This is a genomic window from Paenibacillus validus NBRC 15382, assembly GCF_004000985.1.
GTDB classification, from domain to species: domain Bacteria; phylum Bacillota; class Bacilli; order Paenibacillales; family NBRC-103111; genus Paenibacillus_G; species Paenibacillus_G validus.
The window spans coordinates 52,865-76,287 of record NZ_BIMH01000001.1; the positions used below are offsets into that span (position 1 = coordinate 52,865).

General features: G+C 50.1%; 21 protein-coding genes. 8 read left to right on the forward strand and 13 right to left on the reverse strand.

Annotated elements, in window-relative coordinates; genetic code table 11:
* Positions 1-123: 123 nt before the first annotated feature.
* The 5 genes from PVA01S_RS00230 to PVA01S_RS00250 are packed head-to-tail and all read right to left on the reverse strand — an operon-like array spanning position 124 to position 5,025.
* Positions 124-837 carry an amino acid ABC transporter permease gene (locus tag PVA01S_RS00230; protein WP_127604216.1) on the reverse strand — a complete coding sequence of 238 codons (714 nt, stop codon included), beginning with the start codon at positions 835-837 and terminating at the stop codon, positions 124-126.
* Between the two features lie 29 nt (positions 838-866).
* Positions 867-1,568 (reverse strand): amino acid ABC transporter permease, encoded by a 702-nt coding sequence (locus tag PVA01S_RS00235; RefSeq protein WP_127604217.1) that lies wholly within the window; start codon positions 1,566-1,568, stop codon positions 867-869.
* Positions 1,565-2,458 carry a transporter substrate-binding domain-containing protein gene (locus PVA01S_RS00240; protein ID WP_127604219.1) on the reverse strand — a complete coding sequence of 298 codons (894 nt, stop codon included), beginning with the start codon at positions 2,456-2,458 and terminating at the stop codon, positions 1,565-1,567. Before PVA01S_RS00240 ends, PVA01S_RS00235 begins: the two co-directional genes overlap by 4 nt.
* A gap of 18 nt (positions 2,459-2,476) precedes the next feature.
* Positions 2,477-3,841, reverse strand: a complete 1,365-nt coding sequence (locus PVA01S_RS00245) for an LLM class flavin-dependent oxidoreductase (protein ID WP_127604221.1) — start codon at positions 3,839-3,841, stop codon at positions 2,477-2,479.
* Entirely contained in the window at positions 3,838-5,025 is a 1,188-nt protein-coding gene (locus PVA01S_RS00250; RefSeq protein WP_127604222.1) for an LLM class flavin-dependent oxidoreductase, read from the reverse strand. The genes PVA01S_RS00245 and PVA01S_RS00250 overlap by 4 nt, the downstream gene beginning before the upstream one ends.
* 391 nt (positions 5,026-5,416) lie before the next feature.
* Between PVA01S_RS00250 and PVA01S_RS00255 the strand changes: the two genes are divergently transcribed.
* The 6 genes from PVA01S_RS00255 to PVA01S_RS00280 are packed head-to-tail and all read left to right on the forward strand — an operon-like array spanning position 5,417 to position 11,731.
* Positions 5,417-6,523, forward strand: coding sequence for an iron-containing alcohol dehydrogenase family protein (locus tag PVA01S_RS00255; RefSeq protein WP_127604224.1), 1,107 nt, complete (start codon positions 5,417-5,419; stop codon positions 6,521-6,523).
* Positions 6,524-6,562: 39 nt separating this feature from the next.
* The gene (locus PVA01S_RS00260) at positions 6,563-7,648 is read left to right on the forward strand and encodes an ABC transporter substrate-binding protein (protein ID WP_127604226.1); all 1,086 of its coding nucleotides are present in this window, start codon (positions 6,563-6,565) and stop codon (positions 7,646-7,648) included.
* Between the two features lie 29 nt (positions 7,649-7,677).
* Positions 7,678-8,460, forward strand: a complete 783-nt coding sequence (locus PVA01S_RS00265) for an ABC transporter permease subunit (protein ID WP_412760924.1) — start codon at positions 7,678-7,680, stop codon at positions 8,458-8,460.
* 24 nt (positions 8,461-8,484) lie between these two features.
* Entirely contained in the window at positions 8,485-9,261 is a 777-nt protein-coding gene (locus PVA01S_RS00270) for an ATP-binding cassette domain-containing protein (protein WP_127604230.1), read from the forward strand.
* A 24-nt stretch (positions 9,262-9,285) separates the two neighbouring features.
* Positions 9,286-10,497, forward strand: coding sequence for an aminotransferase-like domain-containing protein (locus PVA01S_RS00275; protein ID WP_127604232.1), 1,212 nt, complete (start codon positions 9,286-9,288; stop codon positions 10,495-10,497).
* Positions 10,498-10,531: 34 nt separating this feature from the next.
* The gene (locus PVA01S_RS00280; RefSeq protein ID WP_127604234.1) at positions 10,532-11,731 is read left to right on the forward strand and encodes an MFS transporter; all 1,200 of its coding nucleotides are present in this window, start codon (positions 10,532-10,534) and stop codon (positions 11,729-11,731) included.
* Positions 11,732-11,870: 139 nt separating this feature from the next.
* Here the strand turns inward: PVA01S_RS00280 and PVA01S_RS00285 are convergent, their stop codons facing one another.
* The 8 genes from PVA01S_RS00285 to PVA01S_RS00320 all read right to left on the reverse strand — a co-directional run bounded on the left by PVA01S_RS00285 (position 11,871) and on the right by PVA01S_RS00320 (position 21,246).
* Positions 11,871-12,248, reverse strand: coding sequence for a VOC family protein (locus PVA01S_RS00285; RefSeq protein WP_127604236.1), 378 nt, complete (start codon positions 12,246-12,248; stop codon positions 11,871-11,873).
* 89 nt (positions 12,249-12,337) lie between these two features.
* Positions 12,338-13,108 (reverse strand): ComEC/Rec2 family competence protein, encoded by a 771-nt coding sequence (locus PVA01S_RS00290; protein WP_127604238.1) that lies wholly within the window; start codon positions 13,106-13,108, stop codon positions 12,338-12,340.
* Between the two features lie 193 nt (positions 13,109-13,301).
* Positions 13,302-14,045 (reverse strand): GntR family transcriptional regulator, encoded by a 744-nt coding sequence (locus tag PVA01S_RS00295; RefSeq protein WP_164751685.1) that lies wholly within the window; start codon positions 14,043-14,045, stop codon positions 13,302-13,304.
* A 223-nt stretch (positions 14,046-14,268) separates the two neighbouring features.
* Positions 14,269-16,029: a stalk domain-containing protein gene (locus PVA01S_RS00300; protein WP_127604241.1), complete on the reverse strand. Its 1,761-nt coding sequence runs from the start codon at positions 16,027-16,029 to the stop codon at positions 14,269-14,271.
* A 24-nt stretch (positions 16,030-16,053) separates the two neighbouring features.
* Complete coding sequence (locus PVA01S_RS00305) at positions 16,054-17,769, reverse strand: stalk domain-containing protein (RefSeq protein WP_164751686.1); 1,716 nt, start codon at positions 17,767-17,769, stop codon at positions 16,054-16,056.
* A gap of 151 nt (positions 17,770-17,920) precedes the next feature.
* Complete coding sequence (locus PVA01S_RS00310; protein ID WP_054796689.1) at positions 17,921-18,283, reverse strand: hypothetical protein; 363 nt, start codon at positions 18,281-18,283, stop codon at positions 17,921-17,923.
* 13 nt (positions 18,284-18,296) lie between these two features.
* Positions 18,297-20,231 (reverse strand): primary-amine oxidase, encoded by a 1,935-nt coding sequence (locus PVA01S_RS00315; RefSeq protein ID WP_127604245.1) that lies wholly within the window; start codon positions 20,229-20,231, stop codon positions 18,297-18,299.
* Positions 20,232-20,472: 241 nt separating this feature from the next.
* On the reverse strand, positions 20,473-21,246 hold the full coding sequence (locus PVA01S_RS00320) for an IclR family transcriptional regulator (protein ID WP_127604247.1): 774 nt from the start codon (positions 21,244-21,246) through the stop codon (positions 20,473-20,475).
* A 480-nt stretch (positions 21,247-21,726) separates the two neighbouring features.
* Here PVA01S_RS00320 and PVA01S_RS00325 point away from each other — a divergent pair, with 480 nt between their 5' ends.
* Both PVA01S_RS00325 and PVA01S_RS00330 read left to right on the forward strand, forming a co-directional pair.
* Positions 21,727-23,025: an ammonium transporter gene (locus tag PVA01S_RS00325; protein ID WP_412760927.1), complete on the forward strand. Its 1,299-nt coding sequence runs from the start codon at positions 21,727-21,729 to the stop codon at positions 23,023-23,025.
* A gap of 43 nt (positions 23,026-23,068) precedes the next feature.
* Positions 23,069-23,413, forward strand: a complete 345-nt coding sequence (locus PVA01S_RS00330; RefSeq protein WP_127604251.1) for a P-II family nitrogen regulator — start codon at positions 23,069-23,071, stop codon at positions 23,411-23,413.
* Positions 23,414-23,423: the final 10 nt, after the last annotated feature.

Below are 23,423 nucleotides of genomic sequence, written 5' to 3' on the forward strand. Positions count from 1 at the left end.
ACATCGGTATTATCGGGATTAGATCGTTATTTATAGTGTATACCAATACTTGGCAATACCGTATATCGTAATATTCTATTTACTCATTCAAAATTTCTATATGTCTAGGGATGCCCCGAATGATCAGATGGCCATCTTCTTCTCGAAACGGCCGCTCCGCTCCTCGAGCCATTCAAAGAGCTTCTCGAATGCAAAGCAGAGCACCCAGTAAACAATGGATGCGTCGACATACATTTCTAAGTACCGATAGCCGTCACCCGCCACGATTTTCGCGCTTGCCATAATCTCGATGACTTTCACGGTGAAAGCCAGCGAAGTCCCTTTAATCAATCCGATAAAAATGTTGCCGAAGTTGGGGAGCGCAATAACCATTGCTTGCGGAGTAATAATTCTCATCAAGCCTTGGTAGGTTGTCATCCCCACAGAAAGAGCTGCCTCCATTTGCCCCGCGTCCGTTGAGCTTAACGCCGAACGAATAATCTCAGACTGATAGGCAGCCGCATTCAACGTGAACGCAATCAACGCGAATCCAAGCGGAGAGATCGCATCAAGCGGCAAATTCCAGCCCAGCTGTTTGTGAAGAAACTCTACGAGCAGCGGCGTTCCATAGAAAGTGACATAAATCTGAACCAGCAAGGGCGTCCCTCTGATAAAAGAAACGTACAGCGCCCCCAGCTTATCCAGTACGGGTACTTTGTATATCCGGCACAGCGCGATGACGAGACCGACGATAAAACCAAGCAGCATCGAAATGACCGCCACCAGCAAGGTGGTCGGAACGGCTTTGACTACTTCCGGAAATTTAAGGATGGCAAACTCCAAGCTAAAATTATCCATACTATCTTCACATCCTGATTCGCTTCTGCTTATCTCGCAATACTTACCTGCCCTTTCCTCGAACGCCGCTCCAATCTCCCGAACAATGTTTCAATGGCGATGCAGAGCAACCAATACATGATCGAAACGATGATGTACACTTCGAATATGTTGGCTCCATAATTGTTGCCGATGATCACCTGTACTTGTCCCATAATATCCGTAATGCCTATAGAGAACGCAAGCGATGTTTCTTTGAGCAAAATGATTAGATTGTTTCCGAGGTTCGGCAGCGCCAGACCGAGGGCTTGAGGCAAAATAATCTGTCTCAAGCTTTGAAAATACGTCATGCCGACACTGTAAGCCGCCTCCTGTTGACCGCTTCCTACCGCCAGATAAGAGGAACGAATAACCTCTGATAAAAAAGCGGCACTATGTAACGAGAAGGTGATGACTGCAAAAATCAGCTTGTCCCAGTCATTCACATTAATATGAAACAGCAAGAGCAGCTGCGGCAAGCCGTAATATATCAAGAACAGTTGGACAATAGCCGGCGTACAGCGCATAAACGATAAATACGTCGTGGCGATGAAATATGAAATCCGCTTCTTTCGAATTCTGATTATGGCGATAACGAATCCCAGCAAGAGACCACAAATGGACGATAAAATCATCAGCGTCAAGGTAGTAGGCAGCCTTTCGGCTATTTTAAGAATGAGGCTTGCAGTCGTCTCCCAATTGTTATTCATCATTTGTTTTCTTTCCTGAATTGATGGCCCTGTTTGACATAATCAAGGCTTTTGAAGAAATCGACATCAAACCATTTCTCCGCGAGCTTCGAAAGGGTTCCGTCGTTCGTCAGTTGAACGGTTACAGCATCAATCTTCTTTGCAAGCTCCGATTGATTTTTATTGTACAAGAACCATACCGGCTCTTTGGAAATAACTCCACCGATTTTCACTTTCAGCTTCAAGCGATTGTTGGCATCATCAAAGCTGTTAATATTTATGAATGTCGCGTCATATTTGCCGGAATCAACGAGCTTCAAATCATCGGATGCCGTCGTCCTATCAATATCTTCGATTCTGATTTCTTTGCCCGGATGCTGGATATTGTAGTCCTTAATGATATACCGCAAGCCGGATGTCGGGGTCATGGGAACCAGCTTTTTCCCTGCCAGATCGTCCAACGTCTTGATATCATTCCGATCCTCTTTGACAGCCAGCGCGGTTATTGAATACCCATACTCGCACTCCGGGAACAAGTATTTCTTCTCTCTCTCGGGGTTTTTGAACCAGAAGTTCGCGGCTAAAGCATATTTGCCGGAATCCGTTCCGATTAACTGGGAATCAGTATCCACCGCTTCATACTGGAACTGATATTCAGGCAGCTTCTTTTCCACTTCCTTGAGGTAATCGATCATGTAACCGGCAGGCTGATTCTTATCATCGAGAAAACTGAACAGAGGAACGGGAACACCGTTTAAAGCAACCTTCACAACGGTTTGTTGATTACTGTCAGACGAGGCGGAGCCTGTCCCAGTAGCCGTGGCGGAACCGCCGTTTTGGTTAGCGCAGCCTGCTACGATCAGGCTAACGGCGCCCAGCAATAGTGCACTTGTACGAAGGATTGTGTTCTTCATGTGATTCTCCTTTATGATTTAGGTTTGGGCAGCAACGCCAGATGCCGTCGCATTCGACCATCGGTTAGCCGGACGCTCAAGTCCCAAGTGATCACGCAAAGTACTTCCGCTGTATGCTGTCCTGTACCGCCCGCGCTGCTGCAGGATCGGTACGACGTGGTCGACAAAGTCCTCCAGTCCTCGCAAGTAATGGGAAGGCATGATCGTAAATCCGTCGCAAGCTCCTTGATCGATCCATGCCTCCATCAGGTCGGCCAGCTGCTCAGGCGTTCCAACGAAAGAATAATGTCCGCTCGCCGCCACAACATGCTTGCTGAGCTGCCGAATGGTCAATCGCTCCCGCTCCGCCAAATCCTTAAGGAGCTGTACCCGGCTTTTATTGTGACTGGCTGCCACGTTAATTTCCCCAATGGGTACCGGCCCGTCGATCGGATAGGTCGATAAATCAACATTTAACAGCCCTGACAGCAGTTTTACCGCATATTCGGGATGAACAAATTCGTTGAATTGCCGCTCCAGCTCCTTGGCTTCACTTTCGGTCGATCCAAGGACGGGAGAGAGTCCGGGTAAAATAAGCAATTGTTCCCGTCTGCGGCCATAACGTCCGAGCAGCCCTTTTAAATCTTCATAGAAAACCTGTGCTTCCTCAAGGTTGTCCTGAGCCGTATAAATCGCCTCCGCATGTTGGGCGGCTAACTGTTTGCCGCTTTCGGACGATCCCGCCTGGAACAATACCGGGTAACCTTGAATCGGCCTGGGAGTATAAGCTTTACCGCTGATGTTGAAGAACTCTCCGGCATGATCGACATCATGGACCTTGGCGATATCGTAGAATGCGCCTGTTCTCGTCTCAGCGAGCAGTGCGTCATCTTCCCAGCTGTCCCAAAACTTCTTGACGACATCGACAAATTCGCCCGCTCGCCGATAGCGCAAAGCATGGTCCAAATGGGCTTCCTGACTGAAGTTGAGCGCTACGCGGGCATCCTGGGAGGTCACTATATTCCAGCCTGCCCGGCCGCCGCTTATATAATCCAAGGCGGCAAAGCGTAAGGCAACATGGAATGGATCGTTATAAGTCGTAGATAGGGTCGCTGTTAAACCGATCTTCTCGGTAACGGCGGCCATAGCCGCAAGCACGGTGACCGTATCAAGTGTTGGTATGGGCCGTTCCTCGACTACCTTCCCATGACTTTCTCCGATTGCGATCTGTTCGACCAGCATGATCGTATCGAACAATCCGCGCTCCGATATTTTGGCGAATTCATGATAGAATGAAAGATCCAACAATCGGTCGGCATGGGTGTCCGGATGCCGCCAGCCCCCCGCATGCAAGCCTGGGCCAGCCAAAAATACTGCTAAATGCAACGGCTTGCTATCATTCACCTGAGCAGTCCCCCTTCATGATAGGCGTATGGATGAGCAGGCACCTTCAAACCCAAATGACCTCGAAGCGTACGGCCGGAATAAGAGGTTCGGAATAAGCCTCGGCTTTGCAATAGAGGGATGACCTCATCGACAAATGTATCGAGTCCGTTCGGCAGTACGGGAAACTGAAGATTAAATCCGTCGCTGCCATAAGCTTGATACCATTCCTCGATCCAATCCGCGAGCTGAGCCGCAGTCCCCACAAACACATGGGTCCCGCGAAGCCCGGCCACGGGATCGGCGAGTTCCTTTAGTGCCGCCGCTTTATCCCGGGCTTCCTGCTCCGTCGCCCCCAAGATAGGGAATAAATGAATGAGCACTTTCACCTCATGCGCTGCCCTCCCGGCGCTCAGAGCCTTTTCTTTGAGTAATTTGTAGAAGATCCTGGCCTCATCCAGCGTGTGCTGCGAGCATAGAATAAGATCTTTGCCTTCGATGTCGGCTTCATTCAGCTCGGCTAGTCCGTCGAGCACCCCAATACTAACGGGACGCCCCTGCGGAGGTCTTGGAACGCTTAAAGGCCCTCGCACTTTAAAATGTTTTCCGGCGTGGTGAATCAAATGCACCTTATCGGAATCAAGAAACCGCCCCATCGACTTATCAATCAACAGAGCGCCATCTTCCCAGCTGTCCCATAACTTGTCCGCAACTTCAATGAACTCCCGCTTACGCTCCACCTGTTCCGCATCCGGTAAATCCGAAGAAATGCGGCCGGCCCCTTGGCGCTTAGGTTCATATGCTCCCGTCGTTCCGGCGAACCAGGCCGTTCTTCCATGGCTTAAATGGTCAATGACGGCCAAAATCCGAGCGATGGCATACGGCTCGTGTACGGCTGTGGCAACAGCCGTGCCTAATCCGATGTACTCGGTCACCGAAGCGAGCGAGGTTAGCAGCGTCAATGGCTCGAGCAGCAGGACAGGCTCCTTGCCGGTGGCTCTAACATAATCGTTTTGACCTGTATGATCTACATAAAGAAGATCAAATTTCCCGCGTTCCGCCGTCTGTGCCAACCTATAGAAAAAAACAGGATCGAGCAGCCTTTCCGGTTCAGCCTCCGGGTGTCTCCAACTGCCGGGATAATAAGCAGTGTCCAGCAAAGATAATGATAGATGAAGCTCCCCATCACGATTACGTTTCACCATAACCTCGAAATCCTTTCGTTAATATTGAAGGCTAAGGTCGTCCGCGTAAAGCATACGACGGCAACCTTAGCCTCCAGATTTCCAGCCGGCTAGATCGATTTCAAATAAATCCAACTTTTCAAATGAGTTTTATGAGTTATGTGTTGCCTAATCTTACCTGATCCCTTGCACTTCGTCTAATACACAAGTTCTATTCATAGATAGAGAACATTTATAAGGCAGGGTACCTTTTATTTGACAACGTTTACATAGAAGCAGTCTATGCTTGGATAGAAAACATCAATTAGACGCTTTAAAGCACGGGTGATAGTGTTGCCATATATCCACACTTAAAACATGGGAATAATAGAATTTTTATCCAAAACAATCTCTATAAGGAGTGAAGGAAACAATGATTACCGTTAAGGCGCCTGAGCAATATTGGAATGAACCTGACCTATTGTTCAAAAGCGGATCGTTGATCGCCCCTCTTGGGAAGACAGCGTTGATCATCGCCGGCAAAAAAGCACTGGACACCGTAAGGTCCATTTTCCTTGACAGTTTAGACCAATCAGGGATTGCCTACTCGATTCTCGAGTTCGGCGGGAAGGTCACGACTTCGGAAGTCGAAGCCTATACGGTTACCGCTTTGGAGAAAAAGGCTGACGTGGTCATCGGCATCGGCGGCGGAAAAGCCCTGGATCTATCCAAGGCGGTTGGCGGCAAGCTCAGCCTTCCTGTTGTCGCTGTACCGACAGTGGCGGCAACCTGCGCTTCCTGGGCAGCGGTCTCCGTGCTCTATGACGATCTGGGGCGTTCCTCCGGATACTTATTGAATCAACGCTCGCCCGCGCTAGTGCTTGCAGATACGCGTGTTCTGGCAGCAGCCCCCAAACGCTATCTGGCCTCAGGCATCGGCGACACGATAGTGAAATGGTATGAAACCGTCGTAAACAGCAATGACGATCCCGACGGATTAGATATCCGATTCGCGACTCAAACGGCCAAACTTGCGCTAGACAGGCTGCACACTCATTCTTTACAAGCTTATGAAACGGCCGGGACGGGAAAAGTGACTCCTGCCTTTACGGAAACGATCGATGCCGTCATCGTTCTCGCAGGATTGGCCGGAACCCTCCAAGGTTCAACCGCCCGCGCCGCCATCGCCCATTCCATCCACAACAGCCTGACCTTTATCCCGCAAACCAGCGGCTCCCTGCATGGGGAGAAGGTTGCATTCGGACTTCTAACCCAGGTCGTGCTTGAACAGAGAACAGAAGCGGAAATCAATCAGCTTGCCATTTGGCTCCATAAGCTGGGCCTCCCCCTTACATTAAAAGAGCTTGGAATCGTTCAAGACCCCGCAATTATTGCGATTGAGATAGCCAGGAGATTTCAGCTGCGGGAAAATGCGGATAAAGGTTTGTCTTTCGAGGTGAATGAGTCTCTTCTTATCCAAGCGCTTCAACAAGCGGATCAATGGGGCCGCCGCATCATTCAGGAAGCTTATGCGAAATGATAATACATAAATTACGTGGAAAAGGGTGCATATTCGATCATGACCGTGTTCAGAAAGCTCGCCAGTCAAACCGCTATTTCTTTATTCATCGTTGCTCTAGCCGCCGGGTGCGACAGCAAGCCAGCCTCTTCCGGAGAATCAGCATCCCAGTCAGCATCTTCGGCACCTGCGGCAGCAGCCAGCACTGCTCCCGCTTCGCCTTCCGTCGACCTTAGCAAAGTCACCCTGCGCGTCGGTCAGACCGGCTGGAGCAATTTGGAGTTAGGCTTTAAAGAGGCCGGACTCAGCAATACTCCTTATAAAGTGCAGTACAGTGTATTTCAGGGCGGTAATCTGCAGCTTGAAGCGATGGCAGCGAACAATCTGGATCTCGGCTCCACCAGTGAAATCCCTCCCATATTCGCTTCTCAAGCGGCAAACGGGGGGAACTTCAAAATCATCGCTTCTTTCGAGTCTACTACTTTAAATCAAGAGCTCGTCATTCCAAAAGGCTCGCCGATCAAGAGCGTAGCCGAGTTGAAGGGAAAAAAGGTAGCTTACGTAAACGCCACGACGGCTCACTATTTTTTAGTCAAAATGCTTCAGAATGCCGGTTTGTCCTGGACGGATATTGATGCCGTGCCATTATCGACATCAGACGGCTTAAGCGCGCTCATCAGCGGCAAAGTCGACGCATTGGCAAGCTACGGCAACGCCATTATTTCCGCTCATCAGAACGGAGCGACAGAACTGGCCAGCGCCAAGGATATCCTATCGGGAAATTTCTTGTATGAAGCTACACCCGAAGCGATTAACGATCCGGGTAAACACGCTGCTATCGTCGATTTTTTAACTCGGTTGGACAAGTTTTACGCTTGGACCCGCAGCAACCAGCAGAAGTGGGCCGAAATTACTGCAACCCATACGAAGCAGCCCGTCGAGCAGGCGCTTGACACGTTGAAGAAGGGCGAAGAGCAGCGTCCGTCAAAGCTCTCCGCAAACTTCGATAAGGCGATCGCTTCCCAGCAGGATGTCGCTGATACTCTGACCAGTGTAGGACTCTTAAAGAACAAAATAGAGGTCAGCGACATTTGGAGCACGGCTTTTGAAGAAGACCTGAAAAAAATAACGGCAGCAGCCAAATAAAGAGACCGATGAAAGGAGTGTACTTACAGTTGAAAGAGTCAAAAGCCAAGCAGCGCTTTCATCAAGTTGCCCCCTGGATCTTCCCTGTGCTGATCCTGTTGGCCTGGCATGTGCTTACCAGCGCGGAGCTTATTCCTTCGAATGTATTGCCGCAGCCGTTGAAGGTGTTGAGCGTCTTGATCAGCATGCTGCAATCCGGCGAGCTGTTCACCCATGTCGGAATTAGCGCCAAGCGGGCATTCAGCGGTTTGATTATAGGCGGCAGCCTTGGGTTTCTATTCGGATTAATGAACGGCTTCTGGCGCACAGCCGAAAGATTAGCAGACTCGTCTATCCAGATGATACGAACCATCCCCCACCTTTCCCTGATTCCGCTGGTCATCATCTGGTTTGGGATTGAGGAACCGGCCAAGCTGGTGCTCGTATCGTTGGGCGTATTTTTCCCGGTTTATTTGAACACGCTCCACGGCATCCGCTCGATTGATCCGGGGTTGATCGAGATGGGTCAAGTATACGGAATGAGAGGCTTCTCTCTCTATTTGCACATCATTTTGCCGGGAGCGCTCCCTTCGATTCTGGTAGGCCTCCGTTATGCCCTCGGCATCATGTGGCTCACGCTGATTGTAGCCGAAACGGTTGCAGCCAAATCCGGCTTAGGGTATATGGCTATGAACGCCAGGGAATTTTTCCAAATGGACGTCATCGTACTCAGCATCTTGATCTATGCGCTGTTAGGAAAACTGTCGGACATCGCGGCCAAGCTGCTGGAGAACTGGTGGCTGCAATGGAATCCGAATTATACGGCACGGTAATCAAGTAAAGGGGGAGTAAGAACCATGCCTCAGAAAAAAAAGGGCTCTCGCGTTCAGATCCATCAAGTATCGAAGCAATTCAAGGAAAATCGGGTATTAACGGATGTGAATGTTACCATTGAGCCCGGAGAATTTATCGCCATCGTAGGTCGAAGCGGCTGCGGCAAAAGCACGCTGCTCCGATTGATCGCGGCCCTTGATCAACCTTCAAAGGGCTCCATCTACCTGGAAAGTCAAGCTGTCGGCTCAACGCATGAGGATACGCGTGTCCTGTTTCAGGAGGCACGTCTTCTGCCCTGGAAAAGGGTGCTGGATAATGTGCGCATCGGCGCTACCAACAAGGATAAATCAAGTGCTGGAGAGGCACTGGGGCTTGTCGGATTGGCTGAACGCAGCCACGATTGGCCGAGAGTGCTCTCGGGAGGGCAAAAACAGCGTGTCGCTTTGGCTCGAGCGTTGGTGAGCCGCCCGCGACTCCTGCTGCAGGATGAACCATTAGGGGCATTGGATGCTTTAACAAGAATTGAAATGCAGCAATTAATCGAGCGTTTGTGGCTGGAACAAGGATTTACGGTCATTCTGGTCACCCATGACGTCAGTGAAGCCGTCGCCCTGGCGGATCGAGTGCTATTGATAGAGCAAGGAAAAATCGCTTTTGATACCCGGATTACTTTAGCGCGGCCAAGAGAACGGGATAACGGCTTCGTTCATTTTGAGAACCTGATTCTTAATCGAGTGTTGAATAAGGAACCAGCGGATGCGGACCCGGTTCTGTCCAGAAAGCTGTCTTATTCGATATAAATTCTGTATAGGCGGGTGAATACTATGTCTCAACAATTACAGTCATTTTCATTTTCTTTTGCCAAACGAATCCCCTCTACGCCGTCCATCGGCAGCACGACCATAACGAAGCCGGATCATATCCATTTGTCCTTCGGCTTCGCCGCGCCGCATTTATTCCCCATTGAACAGCTATCTGCCTCTGCTGCCGACGCAGTAACACAGCATGGGAGAAAAGCCCTGCAATATTCAGGCTCAGGCGGGCCCGGGAAAATACTCAAGTGGATTCAGAATCGTTCCCTTGTCCATGGGATCAAGGCGGAATCGAATCAAATACTGGTCACTTACGGCTCTACGCAGGGCATTGATCTGGCCACAAGAATTTTGCTCGATCCGGGAGATCATGTCTGGGTGGAATCTCCTTCTTTCTTCAGTGCGCTCCAAGCCTTTCGAACTGCGGAAGCTGTCATCACCTCTTTTCCCATCGATGAGGATGGCTTGCGTGTCGATCTGATCGAGTCCGCCCTGGTCGAAGCGAAGCGCAATCATACGCCTATCCCTAAATTCCTATACACCATGCCAACCTACCATAATCCCGGCGGCGTAACGTTATCCATCGAGCGCAGGAACCGTCTGGTACAGCTGGCTAAGGCGTATAACTTCTTCATTCTCGAAGACGATGCTTACTCTGAATTGAACTTTACCGGCAACAAATACCCCTCCCTCTATACGCTGCTTCCGGAAAGAGTGATCTATCTGAACACATTCTCCAAAACTATTGGTCCCGGCCTGCGTCTAGGATGGGTCATTGCGGATCAACGTGTTATTGATAAAATGAGGCTATTGAATCTGGGCGGCAGTATCGGTGTGTTTGCGCAAGAAATATTGGCGCAGCTGTTGGAGCACTTTGCTTTCCAGGAGCATGTGGACAGCCTTAGCCGGCATTACCGTAAACAAAGAGATGTCATGGCAGAGGCTATCAAGAGCAGCTTCGGAGATCATGTGACGTTTCATTTGCCCGAGGGAGGCTTCTATATCTGGCTTCGTTTCGGGAATCATGTGAATACGAGTGAGTTCTTACAGGATGCCGCGAATCGGGGCGTTAGCTTCGTAGATGGAAAAAGCTTCTTCCATAACCCGGAAGGCTACTCCTATTTGAGACTTTGCTTCAGCTATGTGAGTAAAGAACAAATCGTTCGAGGCGTAAACATATTGGCGGACGCTTATTTTGCCTACGCCAATAAATCCGCTTCTTAGGAGCGGCCTAGTCTTTCTCTAATGGGGTGACAGCATGGAGCTATACTGGAAACGCAATCTTTATATCTTATGGCTGGGCTTATTTTTCAACCACTTGGCGTATACCCTTTCGGTCCCATTTTTCCCCATTTTCTTGGAGAATGACCTCGGGATTCAGCGTGGGCTGGAAGCCTGGTCAGGCGTTTCCATCTCGATCAGCTTTCTGATCAGCGGCTTGTGCGCACCCTATTGGGGATCGCTCGCCGATAAATACGGCAAGAAGCTCATGCTTATTCGCTCAGGCATAGGCTTAGGTGCGGCGCATCTCGCCAATTATTTCGTGTATGATCCTTACATGTTTATACTTGTTCGAATTTTTCAAGGACTCATGGCAGGCTTTAGTCCTGCTTCCATCGCCTTGGTTGGAACGAATACACCGGAGAAGCATGTCGGTTATGCACTGGGCGTCATCTCGACAGCGACTGCTGCGGGGGGAATTCTCGGTCCACTCGCAGGCGGAATGCTGATTCATTGGGTGGGATTGCGCGAGTGCTTCATAGCATCCGGTCTAATAACGTTAGGTTCCGCCTTCATCATTTTATTGGGCGTTAAAGAGGTTCATGTACGACCTACAGGACCCCGTTCCAGTGTTCTGCAGGATCTGAAACAAGCCGCCGGCAACCCGAGATTGATGCGGATCTACGGGCTAATCTTATTAGTCTCGACTTCAGTTACCATTCTGGAGCCGCTGCTCACGATCTATGTGGTGCAAATCGGAAGCAGTGCAAGCAGCGCTGCGCTCACCTCGGGCATCGTTTTCTCTGCAGTAGGCGTTGCTACGGTCATTATGGGTCCCCAATGGGGAAGGATCGGCGGGCGAATCGGGTATGACAAAACACTCTTCATCGGGTTGTTAGGCGGAGGCATTGGCAATCTGCTGCAGCTCGGCTTTCATCACCTTGTCGGCTTCGGCATCCTCCGTTTCAGTTACGGACTGTTTTTTGCGGCCGTTTTTCCGGCTTTGAATGCACTCATCATTCAATATGCAAGCACAGAATTCCGCGGCCGGGCTGTCAGCTTGAGCCAAACGTCGCATCAGTTCGGCATAGTGGCCGGTCCGCTTCTTGGCGGTGTTCTCGGTGGATGGCTGGGCATTCAATTTGTCTTTCTAGTTACAGGCCTCACGCTGCTCGGAGCCGCATGGACCATAAAATCGATGGGCTCTAAGCATGCTGACCGGATGCTGACCGGGTAACATACGGCAGGCAGAGCACCTCGAACTGACACAGATTGGGATAACAAAAAGAGACCTTCAAAAAAACTCAATCCGAACCTTGTTTCAGATTAAGATTTTGAACGTCTCCGGCCCTCCGGTCGATTGTTATAGAGCGGCTCTAATTCTGCGCTAACTGAATGAGGTTACCGCAAGTATCCTCAAATATAGCCTCTACTCCCCAGTCCGTTTTTGTTGGCTCTTTTCTAAACTTTACCCCAAGCTCTATCAATCTTTCATATTCCTTGTGAATATCTTCAACACCAAAAACGATTACAGGTAAATCGGCCTCGTACAAGGTTTCCTGGTAGGTCTTGGCAAATGATTCGCCCCTTGGCTCAAGAAGTAACCCCGTACCGTCCGGCTCTTCAGGTGAAACAACGATGGCCAATCCGTATTCGGGAACGTAGGTTTTCTTGAGGAAGCCCAGAACTTCTGTGTAAAACTTAAACGCTTCGTGCGGGTTGTTAACAAATACGCTGGTTAGTGTAATTTTCATCATAATCCTCCTTTTATTTTGTTCTCTCCATAAAGCAATTTTTGAGAATTATATTCATTTATTTTTTCGCCATTGCGAAAAGCCTGATGCTAGTAGCCGATTTCAACAGAGACGGTACCGTTATCTATGCGGCGAGTATTCCCTCTTGCCAAACTGCCCGTCATATGAAGGGCAGTGTCCGTACAAGCACGAAGCTCGTTCCATTTCGCTTGAAGAGCATGCGAGCGCCCCTCGCTGATAGGAATGACGCAGTGTTCAGGCTGAATCCAGGATAAAATACGGGAATTGAAGCCATCCTGCATCCCATGGTGAGAAACCTTCCAGATCCGGCTTTTGATGTCAGTGCGCTGCGCCAGACGTTCCCATCCCGGCTCTAATTGATCCCCGCCAAACAAAATGCAATTTTCAGGCTCTTGCTCGAAGCTCAGACGGTAAACGGAGCTGTCATGATTAGACAAATCACAAAAGCGTTCCAATGTCTCCGACACATGGTCTTCCGAAGATTTCCTATTGTTGGAGACAGCTTTTATTAGGGCCTCATAGGCGGGAAGAGGGTCTCCATGCCATGGATATAGATGGGTTAAGGCAACGCCATCGTCAGACCAGAGGACGGATTGATCGTTCGATCCATACTCGCTCCGCCATTTGATTTCAGTACCTTGTTCTGTTAACAAACGGATCAGCTCCAGATAGGAGGCCAACATACGAAATACTCGCATTGTAAAATCGTTTCCGTGTTCCTGAACCCGTTGTTCGGAAACAAGCTCGAATGGCTCATAAGGAAGAACCGCTCTGCTTACCGGCTTAGCCTTGGCGATATCCAGAAGTCCGTTGATATGGTCGGAAGTCGTCTTCTTCAATAATCGAGATGCATCCCGGTCTGACGCAAGGCATCAAGCTTTTAGGTGTTGTCTAGACATCCTCTTGTTCCATTATGCAGGCTAACTGTATTCGCGGTGTAAACTGGATATAAATCATTTGTAAACCAGAAAAAACCCCCCCTCTTTGTTATCCAAAGAAGAGCGGTTATGCTTTGTTTGATATCCGGTTACCCTACCTTACACGACGCACCCAGAATTTGAATACGTCATTGCGGAAATAATCATATGAAAATAAAATGGGTACCTGATCCTCATCATAATGCGTCTGTTTCAGCAAAATGACGGTTGCTTCAGGCTTTTCCTTGAGCTTGTCGCAATTCCTGTCCGAGGGAGGAGGCACAATCAGCTCCGTGTTGGCGCTTACTATCCGAATACCGCATTCGGTCTCAAGCATCTGCATCAGAGAACCTTGCAGAGGTTTCGTTTGAAACACTTCTCCAACTAGCGCATAAGGCATAATGTTGATATTGAAAGATACGGGTTCCCCATCCGCCATTCGGATACGCTCAATGATCGTTACGGGATCCTGCGGGCTAATTTCAAGAAAGTGTGCCCATTCCTCCTGACACGGCTCAATCCGTATCGATTCGTGGCGCTCCCCTTCCTTTAATGAGGAGGAATTAATCATTTCGGAAGTGGAGCTCAGATGGTCTATACTGCTGGGAATTACAGCCAATGGGCGGACAACGAATCGGCCGATTCCTCTGCGCACCCGCAGCTTGCCTTCACGTTCCAACTGCTTGACAGCGGCTCGAATCGTTTCGCGGCTGACCTTGAATTCGCTGGCCATGTCGGGCTCTGACGGCAGCTTGGTTCCTACTGCGAGCTCCCCCGTACGCATTTGCCGTTCCAGTTCTTCTTTAATTCTAAGGTAGTTATGCTTCATAAAGCCATCATACGTTTCTTTCTCCTTCATTTTCTTAAATCGTATCAAAAAAGTCATGTCACATTAAGTTTTTTGGGATGTCTAGACCATCCAATCATACAGGCGCTTTGTTAACTCTGATTGATCCCAATCTTAATTCATTGTAAAAAAGTGAATATTTTAATCTATTATTACACGATTCATGCCAATACAAAAGCCTCTACACGAGACCGGTCATAAAGAGCGATCACCGTGTAGAGGCGGGTACTTTGTTCTATTTACGATTGAGCGGATAAAAAATGACGTCGATCGGGAATGCCGATCCCGAGGCCGGAGAAAATTCCAGGTCCAGTGACGGCTCGGTCCCGTTCGTCCTGGCAATGATCGTATACCCCTGATAATCCATCATGACTCCCGACGGCGGGGTTTGCACGATTTTTTGATTCACCAGGAATGGCCCTTTAAACACGCCGCCGCGCGGGAGAATCAGCACGGACATTTTCGGCGGAGCCTTGATATGGATTTTGTATACCACACCGTAGTTGCCCAGATTGAGCGCAGGCTCTTTACTGAAGAAATCCGTTCCGGTCACAAATTGATCCGACGTGCCGTCGCCGATCGCGAAGCTGGAAGGACTCTTGATCGAGGAAGCATCGATGTTCCATTGAACTTCCGAACCGCTGAACGTCCCTCGTACATTCCCTTTGTAAGCCAATCTTGGGAATAAGCCGATCGTATCGAGCTCATCCTCCTGCTCCATCGCTACGAAGGAAAAGAACACCTCTCCATCCGTTTCCACATCATACAGCACATTTATCCCTTGTCCCGGGTAGAAATCAGGCATGGCTTTATAATAAGCCGTTTCGTTCGGCCTAAGCACCATCGTTTGCTCAGCCCTCTTCCCCTGCAGAAACTCAATCGTCGGTTCATTCCCCATCAGGTTGGCGTAGATCGAAGGGTACACTTCCCCTTGATTGGTCGTCTTGATCGTAACGCTGCGGGTCGGATCGCTATTTCGTACAAGGATGGCAAATTTCATTTTTCGATCCATACCGTTGACATGGGTTGCATACAGCCGGGCTTTCCCGTTTACTTTCTCCTGGTACAAAATGCCCTTCTCCGTAAACGTCTCCGGACTATCGCTCACAATCAGAGGACGGTCCGCAGGCTTCCGCTCTTGTTTGGGAATCTGCGGGATTCCGCGCAAATATTTGCGAAGCACCGCTTCTTCCTCTCGGACGTAGGTGCCAACAGGCTCGTAATAGACCTTGTGCTCAAACGCATCTAAGTAAGGCTCGTCCTTGACGAGAATATTGCGGGAATACGTATCGCTGACATTGCCGAGGCTGTCTTTTACCGTGAGAGACACCTTGTACAGGCCCGGCGTGAAAATCGTACGCGCATTACCGATCCAATTGATGTCCGTGAGTTCCGTTCCCTTCGGATCGTAGCTGAGATTGCTGTATTGTATCGGTTCGCCGATCCGGTACGATTCCTTGTCCACGGTGAACTTGGCAACAGGCTTGATGTTTGGCGCCGCGTCGTTCGTAAACAGCGTCCGGTTCGCCTCCGGCTTTACATAGCGCAGTTCGACTCGTTTCAGCTCCTGATCGACCTTGGCTTGAAAAGAAATATAGGGTTGCAGCGAGGTCAATTCAAGGTACAGCCTATCTCCCTGAAGATCAGCATCGGTACCCCAATTGCGGCTTGTACCGTTGTCAAGGACCGTCCGGTCGGCAAGCGAGTACTCCAGAAACGCCTTCGGCGTCGTGATTTGCACCGCCTGCTTCCCTTCATCCCACTTGACAGGAATACCGAACCAGCCGGTCAGTTCCGCAGCGGGCAAGTAGTACCTTCCGTTCAGTTCAAGCGTTGCGACTTGGGTTTGTGTTTTCGACCCGTTGATATAGACTGCCGTATTGCCGGGATAGAGTAACAAGTGGCTATCCTCCGGGGCAGCCGCGGCCTGTCCGCTCACGACCCCTAAAGCGAAGACCGCCGAAAGTGACAGCAAGAGTTGACGTAATGGTTGCATCAGCGTATGAAATCCTTTCTATGATTACTTCTTTTCTTCTAAAGGATAGAAGATCCACTCGACCGGAGACGTGCTTCCAGGGGCGGCCAACCAATCGATATGTACTTCGGACTCCCATCCCTCCGCTCTGTAGACCACGAAGGCGCCATCCTGATCCGTCAAGCCTCCTTGGGGCAAAGCCAGCACTTGGCCATTGACTCTTACGATGCCGTTGACATAGCCTTCCTTCGCACGAAATGCAATGACGGCCTGATGCGGATGATAGAAGTGCATGGCATACACCGTACCTCTATCGGAGGTTTGGGGAGTGTCCAGCGTCCATTTGGACAACACCGGCAAACTCTTCCTATCGATATCCGCGTCGAAGCGAATGTCGGCAGCAGCATCATAAACGGCCTCGACGACACTTGTTGCGGAATTGGAGCCATAGGGCTTCATCGTTTCGCTCTCCTTGGCTGCGACAAAGCCGATTACTGCCTGGCCATCCGCCTCGATGTCCTGAATCGCTGCAAAGCCTTGCCCAGGCTCAAGCGTAACTTGCTTTAAAACCGCCGTCTCCCCCGGCTTCACCTCGATGCTTTCCTCCAAGGCCGGCTGGGTCATATAATTGACCGCCGCTTCTCTCGCATTCGCCTGATGCAAGAGGGTCGGCTGAAGCAGTCCTTCACGCGTGATATGTACCGTTCGAGTCTTGCTCTGATCCGGATTATGGATGACAGCTGCAAACTGCACCTTTTCCGCCATCCCATTGCTGTGATGCATAAATAGGCGAGCTTTGCCGTTCACGGATTGCTGCCCAATGAGCCCTGTATGTCGGATCACCCGGTTTTCCCCGCTGCTCATTCGCTTTCTCTCCGTGGACCTCTTCACAATAGCAGAAAGCTGAGGAGCGCTAGAAAGCGCGCGATTCCATTGTTCGGATTCGTCCTTGATTACGGTGCCGGCCGGTTGGGTATACCAAGGAAATTCCGCTTTGCTTAAGTAGGGTTCATCCGTCACCTTCACGCTCTGAACCTCAGGCTCGCTCCAATTCCCGTTCCCATCACGCACCTGCAAGGAAACCGAGTAGGTCCCCGGTTCAAAGAAGGCCATCTTATTGCCGGACCATCGATATTCCGGAAGCCCTTCGGCATCGGGGTCATAGCTCAAATCTATATAAGTGATCGGCTCACCGAGCCGGTACGACGGCTTGTCGGTAACAAAAATAGCGATGGGACGCGAATTCGGCTGGGTGTCCTCGGAGTAGCGGGACTCACGATAGGCGGTATCAAAGGGCTGTATGTAGGCTAAGTCCACTCGGCCAGGATTCGGTTGAAATGCATATTGCACCTGTAAGTAGGGCGCGATCCAGCTCAGCTTTACCAGCAGTGCCCCTTCATCCATAAAGGACGTCTCCTTCAAAGGCGTCGATGCTCCGTTGACACTGACCGTTTGGCGCACCAAATCCCACTCCAAATAGGCGCTTGGCGTGGTAAGTCCTGCCGTCTTTCGTTCCTCGTTCCACTTCATCTCCATTCCAAGCTGCTGGGCAGCCCAACGAATCGGTATGTAGAAGCTTCCGTCCACAATTTGAGCCGCTGTCTCTAAAGATACGGCAGAGCCGTTGACTGTCGCGGATAATTGCTTGTCCTGCAACTGCAAATGCAGCTTGGTGCCGGATACTTGTGCTGACGCCGTATGCTCCTGGGCCGCCAAAAGCGCTGCGAGCAGGGTAAAAGAAAGTACGTGTTTCTTCTTCAAGAGCCAATGTCTCCTTCCATCGAATGAAAACTTTGTAAACCTTAATGTAGCACGATTCGGGCGAAAAATCATCCGAAAATAATAAACAGCCAAGTCCCGGGAATGTGCTCCCAAGTCTTGGCTGATTGCTCAGCGGTGGAAATTATTCCAGCTATAACGGCCATGAAACCGTCGTGATCGTATAGACGCCCATGACCAGGACTCCAAGCGAAATCACCGTGCATGCATCATGATGCCATCCGCGCTTTCTTTGTTTCAATGCCAACGCCAATTGCCGGAGGGCAAAGTACATGCCCGCTCCATTGGCAATAAGCAGCACTACGGTGAACATTTCCATATAGCCGGAAGCATCATGGTTCAAGCCATGATGGTGTTCGTGCATTTCCATGGCTCCCATCAGCAGCGGGGCGGATAACCAGTGAACGAGATGCAGCGCCAAGACGAGAAGCACCGAAAGCGTAGACACCATCGCATATTTCATTTCTGTCCCCATATGTCTTAATTTCTGCATCATCACGAATCACTCCTTAGCTTTGACAGCCGTTCGCTTTGACCGAGCTGCTGCAATAATTTTTCTTCGGGGACGGCGGCAGGTTGATTGCCGGACTGCGGTCAAAGAAGCTGACCGGCTTCAGCATAAAGCCGATATAAGCCGCCGGCATGACAGGCCAGTCCTCCGGACGAGGCACATGGGTGTGACCCATCGTATACCAGACCACAATGTCGGTATTGCTGACCGGGCGGTCCTGTGCGGTCCAAGCTTCCAGTCCTTCTCCGCCGATATTCTGGTTCGGATAATTGCCGGAGGCGTACATTTCTTTTTCGTTATACGGCGTGACCCATAGGTGCTGCTTGATGAACCCCGCACGCTTAAGCAAACTGGACTGCTCCGAGGCGAACGGGAAGCAGTTCTCGCCCGTCACCAGCTTGTATCCGACCGATTGACCCAAGCTGTTCTTCACATTGTCATTGACGATTTTCCAATACCTTGCCGTTTCCAGCTTGAGCTTCCTTCTTGCCTGCAGCTCGGTTTCAAGAAGCGTGGATTTGGCGTAGAATGCATTCTCTCGCGGGTTGTCCCCGCCCAATTCCTCCGCGAGCACATTGACTTCGTATACGGAATTTTCGTTGCCGTCTATTTGCATATCCATTCTCACGTTAAAGAAATGCTGGTGATTCGGCGCATAGAGATCCGGCCCTACCATCGTGCCATATTTCGAAGTTTCGCCCGGATGTAAACCCGCCGTTGACAAAATACCCGTCAGCTTCACTTCGAACTGGATATTGCCGTCTTGGTAAAAATACCAGAAGAACCCGTATTCATAATTGGCAACCGTGGAGATGGAAGAAACGACCAGACGGCGGGAACGTCTCACCTCGACATCGTTGGATCTCCAGTCCGTATGCTTCCACAAAATGCCGAAGTCCTCCTCATGCATGCAAATCGCATTTTTGATAGTGACCAGCTCGCCCTTGCTGTTGGTCATCGGAGCATCGAAATATTTAATATACCCTACGCAATCGCAGCCTAGCTCCAGACTGTTCGCAAGCTGACCGATACCGTATTCACCGCTGTCAAATGCGTTTTTACGGTTTTGGATCGCGCCGGGATCACCATATGGCACGACCATCTCCGACAGAGCGCCACGGTATATAACAGGACGCTTACGTCCTTGATCCTCGTAGGAAACGTTATGGATCGTCAGACCTTCACGGGGATTGAAGCCGATGCGGAAACTCCAGTTCTGCCATTCGACCTCATGGCCGTTCACCGTAAAGCTCGGTCCTTCCGGCTGTGTAATTTCAACGGGCTTGATACCGGTGCGCAGCGGGCCTACACGGTCCGGCGTGTAATTGGATGCCTCGGCGGGGATTCTCGTATATTGGTATTCCTCGACACGCAATATTTCCATCTTGTTCAGATCTACAATGGGTACGAGCGGAAGCGGGCGGGCATAGCCGTTATCCTTCGCGTCGCTGCGAAGAAAGCACAGCGGACGCGCCAGACGAACGGTCGAGTCCTCTTCGGTGCCGAAGTTGCCCGCCGACCAGAGATCGACCATAACCAAACCGGGATCTTCAATGCCTAGACGCTTCAACGCTTCATGGAATTCGGGGCTCTCCTGTACAATTTTTTCGCACTCGATATGTTCATCCAGCATAATCATCGGCTGAACGCCCGGAATCAGTTCCCAAGAAGTCACCTTCCCCTCGTTAAGGGAAACAACCGCTTCATAACAAGCGCCCGCTCGATTGTTCAAGAGGATAATAAAGGCTTCACGCGGAATGGACTGGGTGCCATCAAAGCTTTGTACCTTTTCCTTCTTCGGCTCTTTGAGCTCGATCGAGACGAAACGGTCATAGGCTCCCAATTGCTTCTGCACTTTCACGATGGAGACTGCCGCCTGAATTTCTTCCTTGCTAAGCGGCTCCAGAGGATGTTTAACGATAGTTTCAGCCATGTAAGCTCTCCCTCTCTCTTTAAAATGTCAACTTTGAACACCAATGCTCATGAAGTGTGTTAAGTTATGTAACGATCATATAACATAAAGATAACCATGTTTAGCTGCTTTTCCCGAATAATGGAATACCTCAAATGAATTTTCGCATTTTCTCACGATTTGGGAAAAGCAGGCGCGCACAAAAAAAACAAGCCAAAATCTTCCGTCAGGTTGATCCATCCTGTTTGATGAATGAGGTTGATTAACTCCATCTGTATTTGTTTCTGTAGCCCAGCTCTTTAGATATCAAATCGGCATATTTTTTCACTTGATACGCATAGGTCTCGATTTTCTCGGGCGTAAACCGCAGCGAAGGACCCGCTACATTCAGCGAACCGATTACGGTGTTCTCAAACGAGAAGATGGGGGCGCCAATTCCGGTCGTCCCCTCGGTTGCCTCGCCAGAGGTCATGGCATAACCGCGAGCGCGAATGACCTCCAAATCTTTCATGATATAGTCTGCGGATAACCGGATTAATGAAGGAGTTTTATCCCAATCTACATTCATCAGCAGCGTATCCTGTACTTTTTTGGACAGATAAGCAAGGATGACGCGGTTGGACGCCCCAACGAACAGAGGCAGCCTTAGCCCGATCGGCTCGGATATTTTGAGCATCTGCGGGGAATCGATAGAATCGATATAAACCCCTTCCGTATTTTCTCGGGTTGCGAGATAAACCGATTCTTTCGTTTTTTGCGAAAGCTCCTCCATAAAGGGCCTCGCCAAAGATCTGAGCATTAAGCTGTCCCACATGAGAAAGCCGTATTTCATCACACATAAACCTAACTTGTACTTTTTCGTTTTTTTGTTCTGGGCAACAAATCCATGTCTGGACAACGAATTGAGAATTCTATGGACACTTTGCACCGGCATACCGAGCTCCCTGCTGATTTCCGTGACACTCATTTCCTTTTCGCTGCCTTGCGGAACAAGGACATCCAAAATTTGAATAGCTTTTGAAATGACTCCGCACATAGATCTCACCCCAAGTCATAATGTGATGTTTCCTTACACAATCAGCAACACACCTCCTAGACCATAAATCTGGTATTTCTGGATAATCATTGTATTTATATGGTACTTATAAGGCTAGCAAAGAGCAAGAACACACTTTTAAGTGCCCTGGTGTCAAAAGGAAACCATGCTGCCGCAGCTTATTCAATGTAACATTAATGTTATATTTATGGGTTATTTTTATTTTTTTAGACATCATACCACATTCTGGGATGAATAACTATTAAACCGCAAAATCACATGTCATTATAACGTTATTATTAATGACATGACATTAAGGAGGGAGTGAGTACTATGCAAGGGGCCAAAATTGAATCATTATCCAGGAGGGGTTATACGATGCCACAGATGTTTAAATCCATATTTATGCGAATCAGTATGCTGTGTATGCTGTGCTTTAGCTTTCCCATGACGGCTTTCGCCCAATCGGAGCCGCCCAAGATAGATACCGGAGATACGGCTTGGCTTCTCGTCGCGACGACTGTTGTTCTGTTCATGTTCCTCCCCGGACTAGCTCTTTTCTACAGTGGTCTGCTTAGCCGCAAGAACGTTCTTTCCACCATCATGCAGAGCACGGGCAGCCTGATTGTCGTCAGCATCGTATGGGTATTGTGGGGTCACACGCTGACGTTCGGCACCGACCAATTCGGTATCATCGGTGGACTTGACTTTCTGTTCTTCGAGGGGGTGGGTATGGATCCTTTCAGCACGCTCACATTCCCCCATCTTATATTCGCTATATTCCAGGCTTTATTTGCGGCCATTACGGTCGCGCTCATCTCCGGGGCGGTTGCCGAGAGAATCAAATTTTCCGTATGGATCGTCTTCTCCATCTTCTGGGTTACCTTCATTTATACGCCCTTCGCGCATTGGGTTTGGGGAGGCGGATGGTTATTCAAATTAGGCGGACTTGATTTTGCAGGAGGCACCGTCGTACATATCCTTTCAGGCGTGAGCGCCATAACAGCGGCCATCGTGCTCGGTCCGAGAAAATTGTTTCCCGGCAAAACGCTCCCTCCCCATAATATTGTCTTCTTCTTCATAGGCGCCATGTGCCTCTGGTTCGGATGGATGGGCTTCAACGGCGGAAGCGCGCTTGCCGCCGGAGGCTTGGCTACTCTCGCCTTCGCCAACACTCATATGGCCGCATGTGCCGGAGGTGCCGGTTGGGCGCTTATCGAGTGGATCTTCCATAAGAAACCTACGCTAGTCGGAACGGTTACCGGGATCATAGCCGGCCTTGTTGCCATCACCCCGGCAGCCGGATTCGTATCCGTATTATCCGCTATGGCGATTGGCGGCAGCGCCAGCTTCGTATGCTATTGGGCCGTCAACACACTCAAGGCCAAATTCAAATACGATGACGCACTCGACGTATTCGGCATTCACGGCGTCGGCGGCATATGGGGTGCGCTCCTCACCGGAGTGTTCGCCAGCAAGGAAGTGAACCCGGCGGGGAACAACGGCCTGCTGTACGGCAATCCCAGCCAGCTTGTCATTCAAGCCATCGATATCCTCATAGCCATTGGTTGGGCGGCGGCCGGAACCCTCGTCATCCTGAAGACGATTCAACTATTCACAACGCTTCGCGTCCCTGCCGAAGAGGAAGAGGCGGGTCTCGATATAAGCCACCATGGCGAGCACGCTTACAATGAGCTTGAATCCGGAAGAAGCGAAATGGCGGCGCCATCGTTTGCCTCATTCGAAATCGAGAAAAGTCCGATCACCCAAACCAATTAAACAGCAAGGTCCGCGCATACCATGTTGAAGGGAGCTAGATCCGATGAAGCTGCTGACCATTATTGTAAGGCCGGAGAAAATCAGCAATATTACGGCTGCCTTGTATACGATCGGCGTAACCGGCATGACCATCAGCGATGTCCGGGGCCACGGCATCCAGAAGGGTGTGAAAACCATTTACCGGGGCGTCGAGTACCAAACAGACTTTGTCACGAAATGTAAAATTGAAACGGTTGTTAACGACGCGATTTATGAGAAAGCCATTGAAGTCATCATCGATGCGTCAAGAACGGGTCAAGTCGGCGACGGAAAAATCTTCGTCACGGAAGTGCTCGACGTCATCCGTATCCGTACCGGCCAGCACGGCCAGGAAGCATTGGACCAATAGCAAAGAGAGG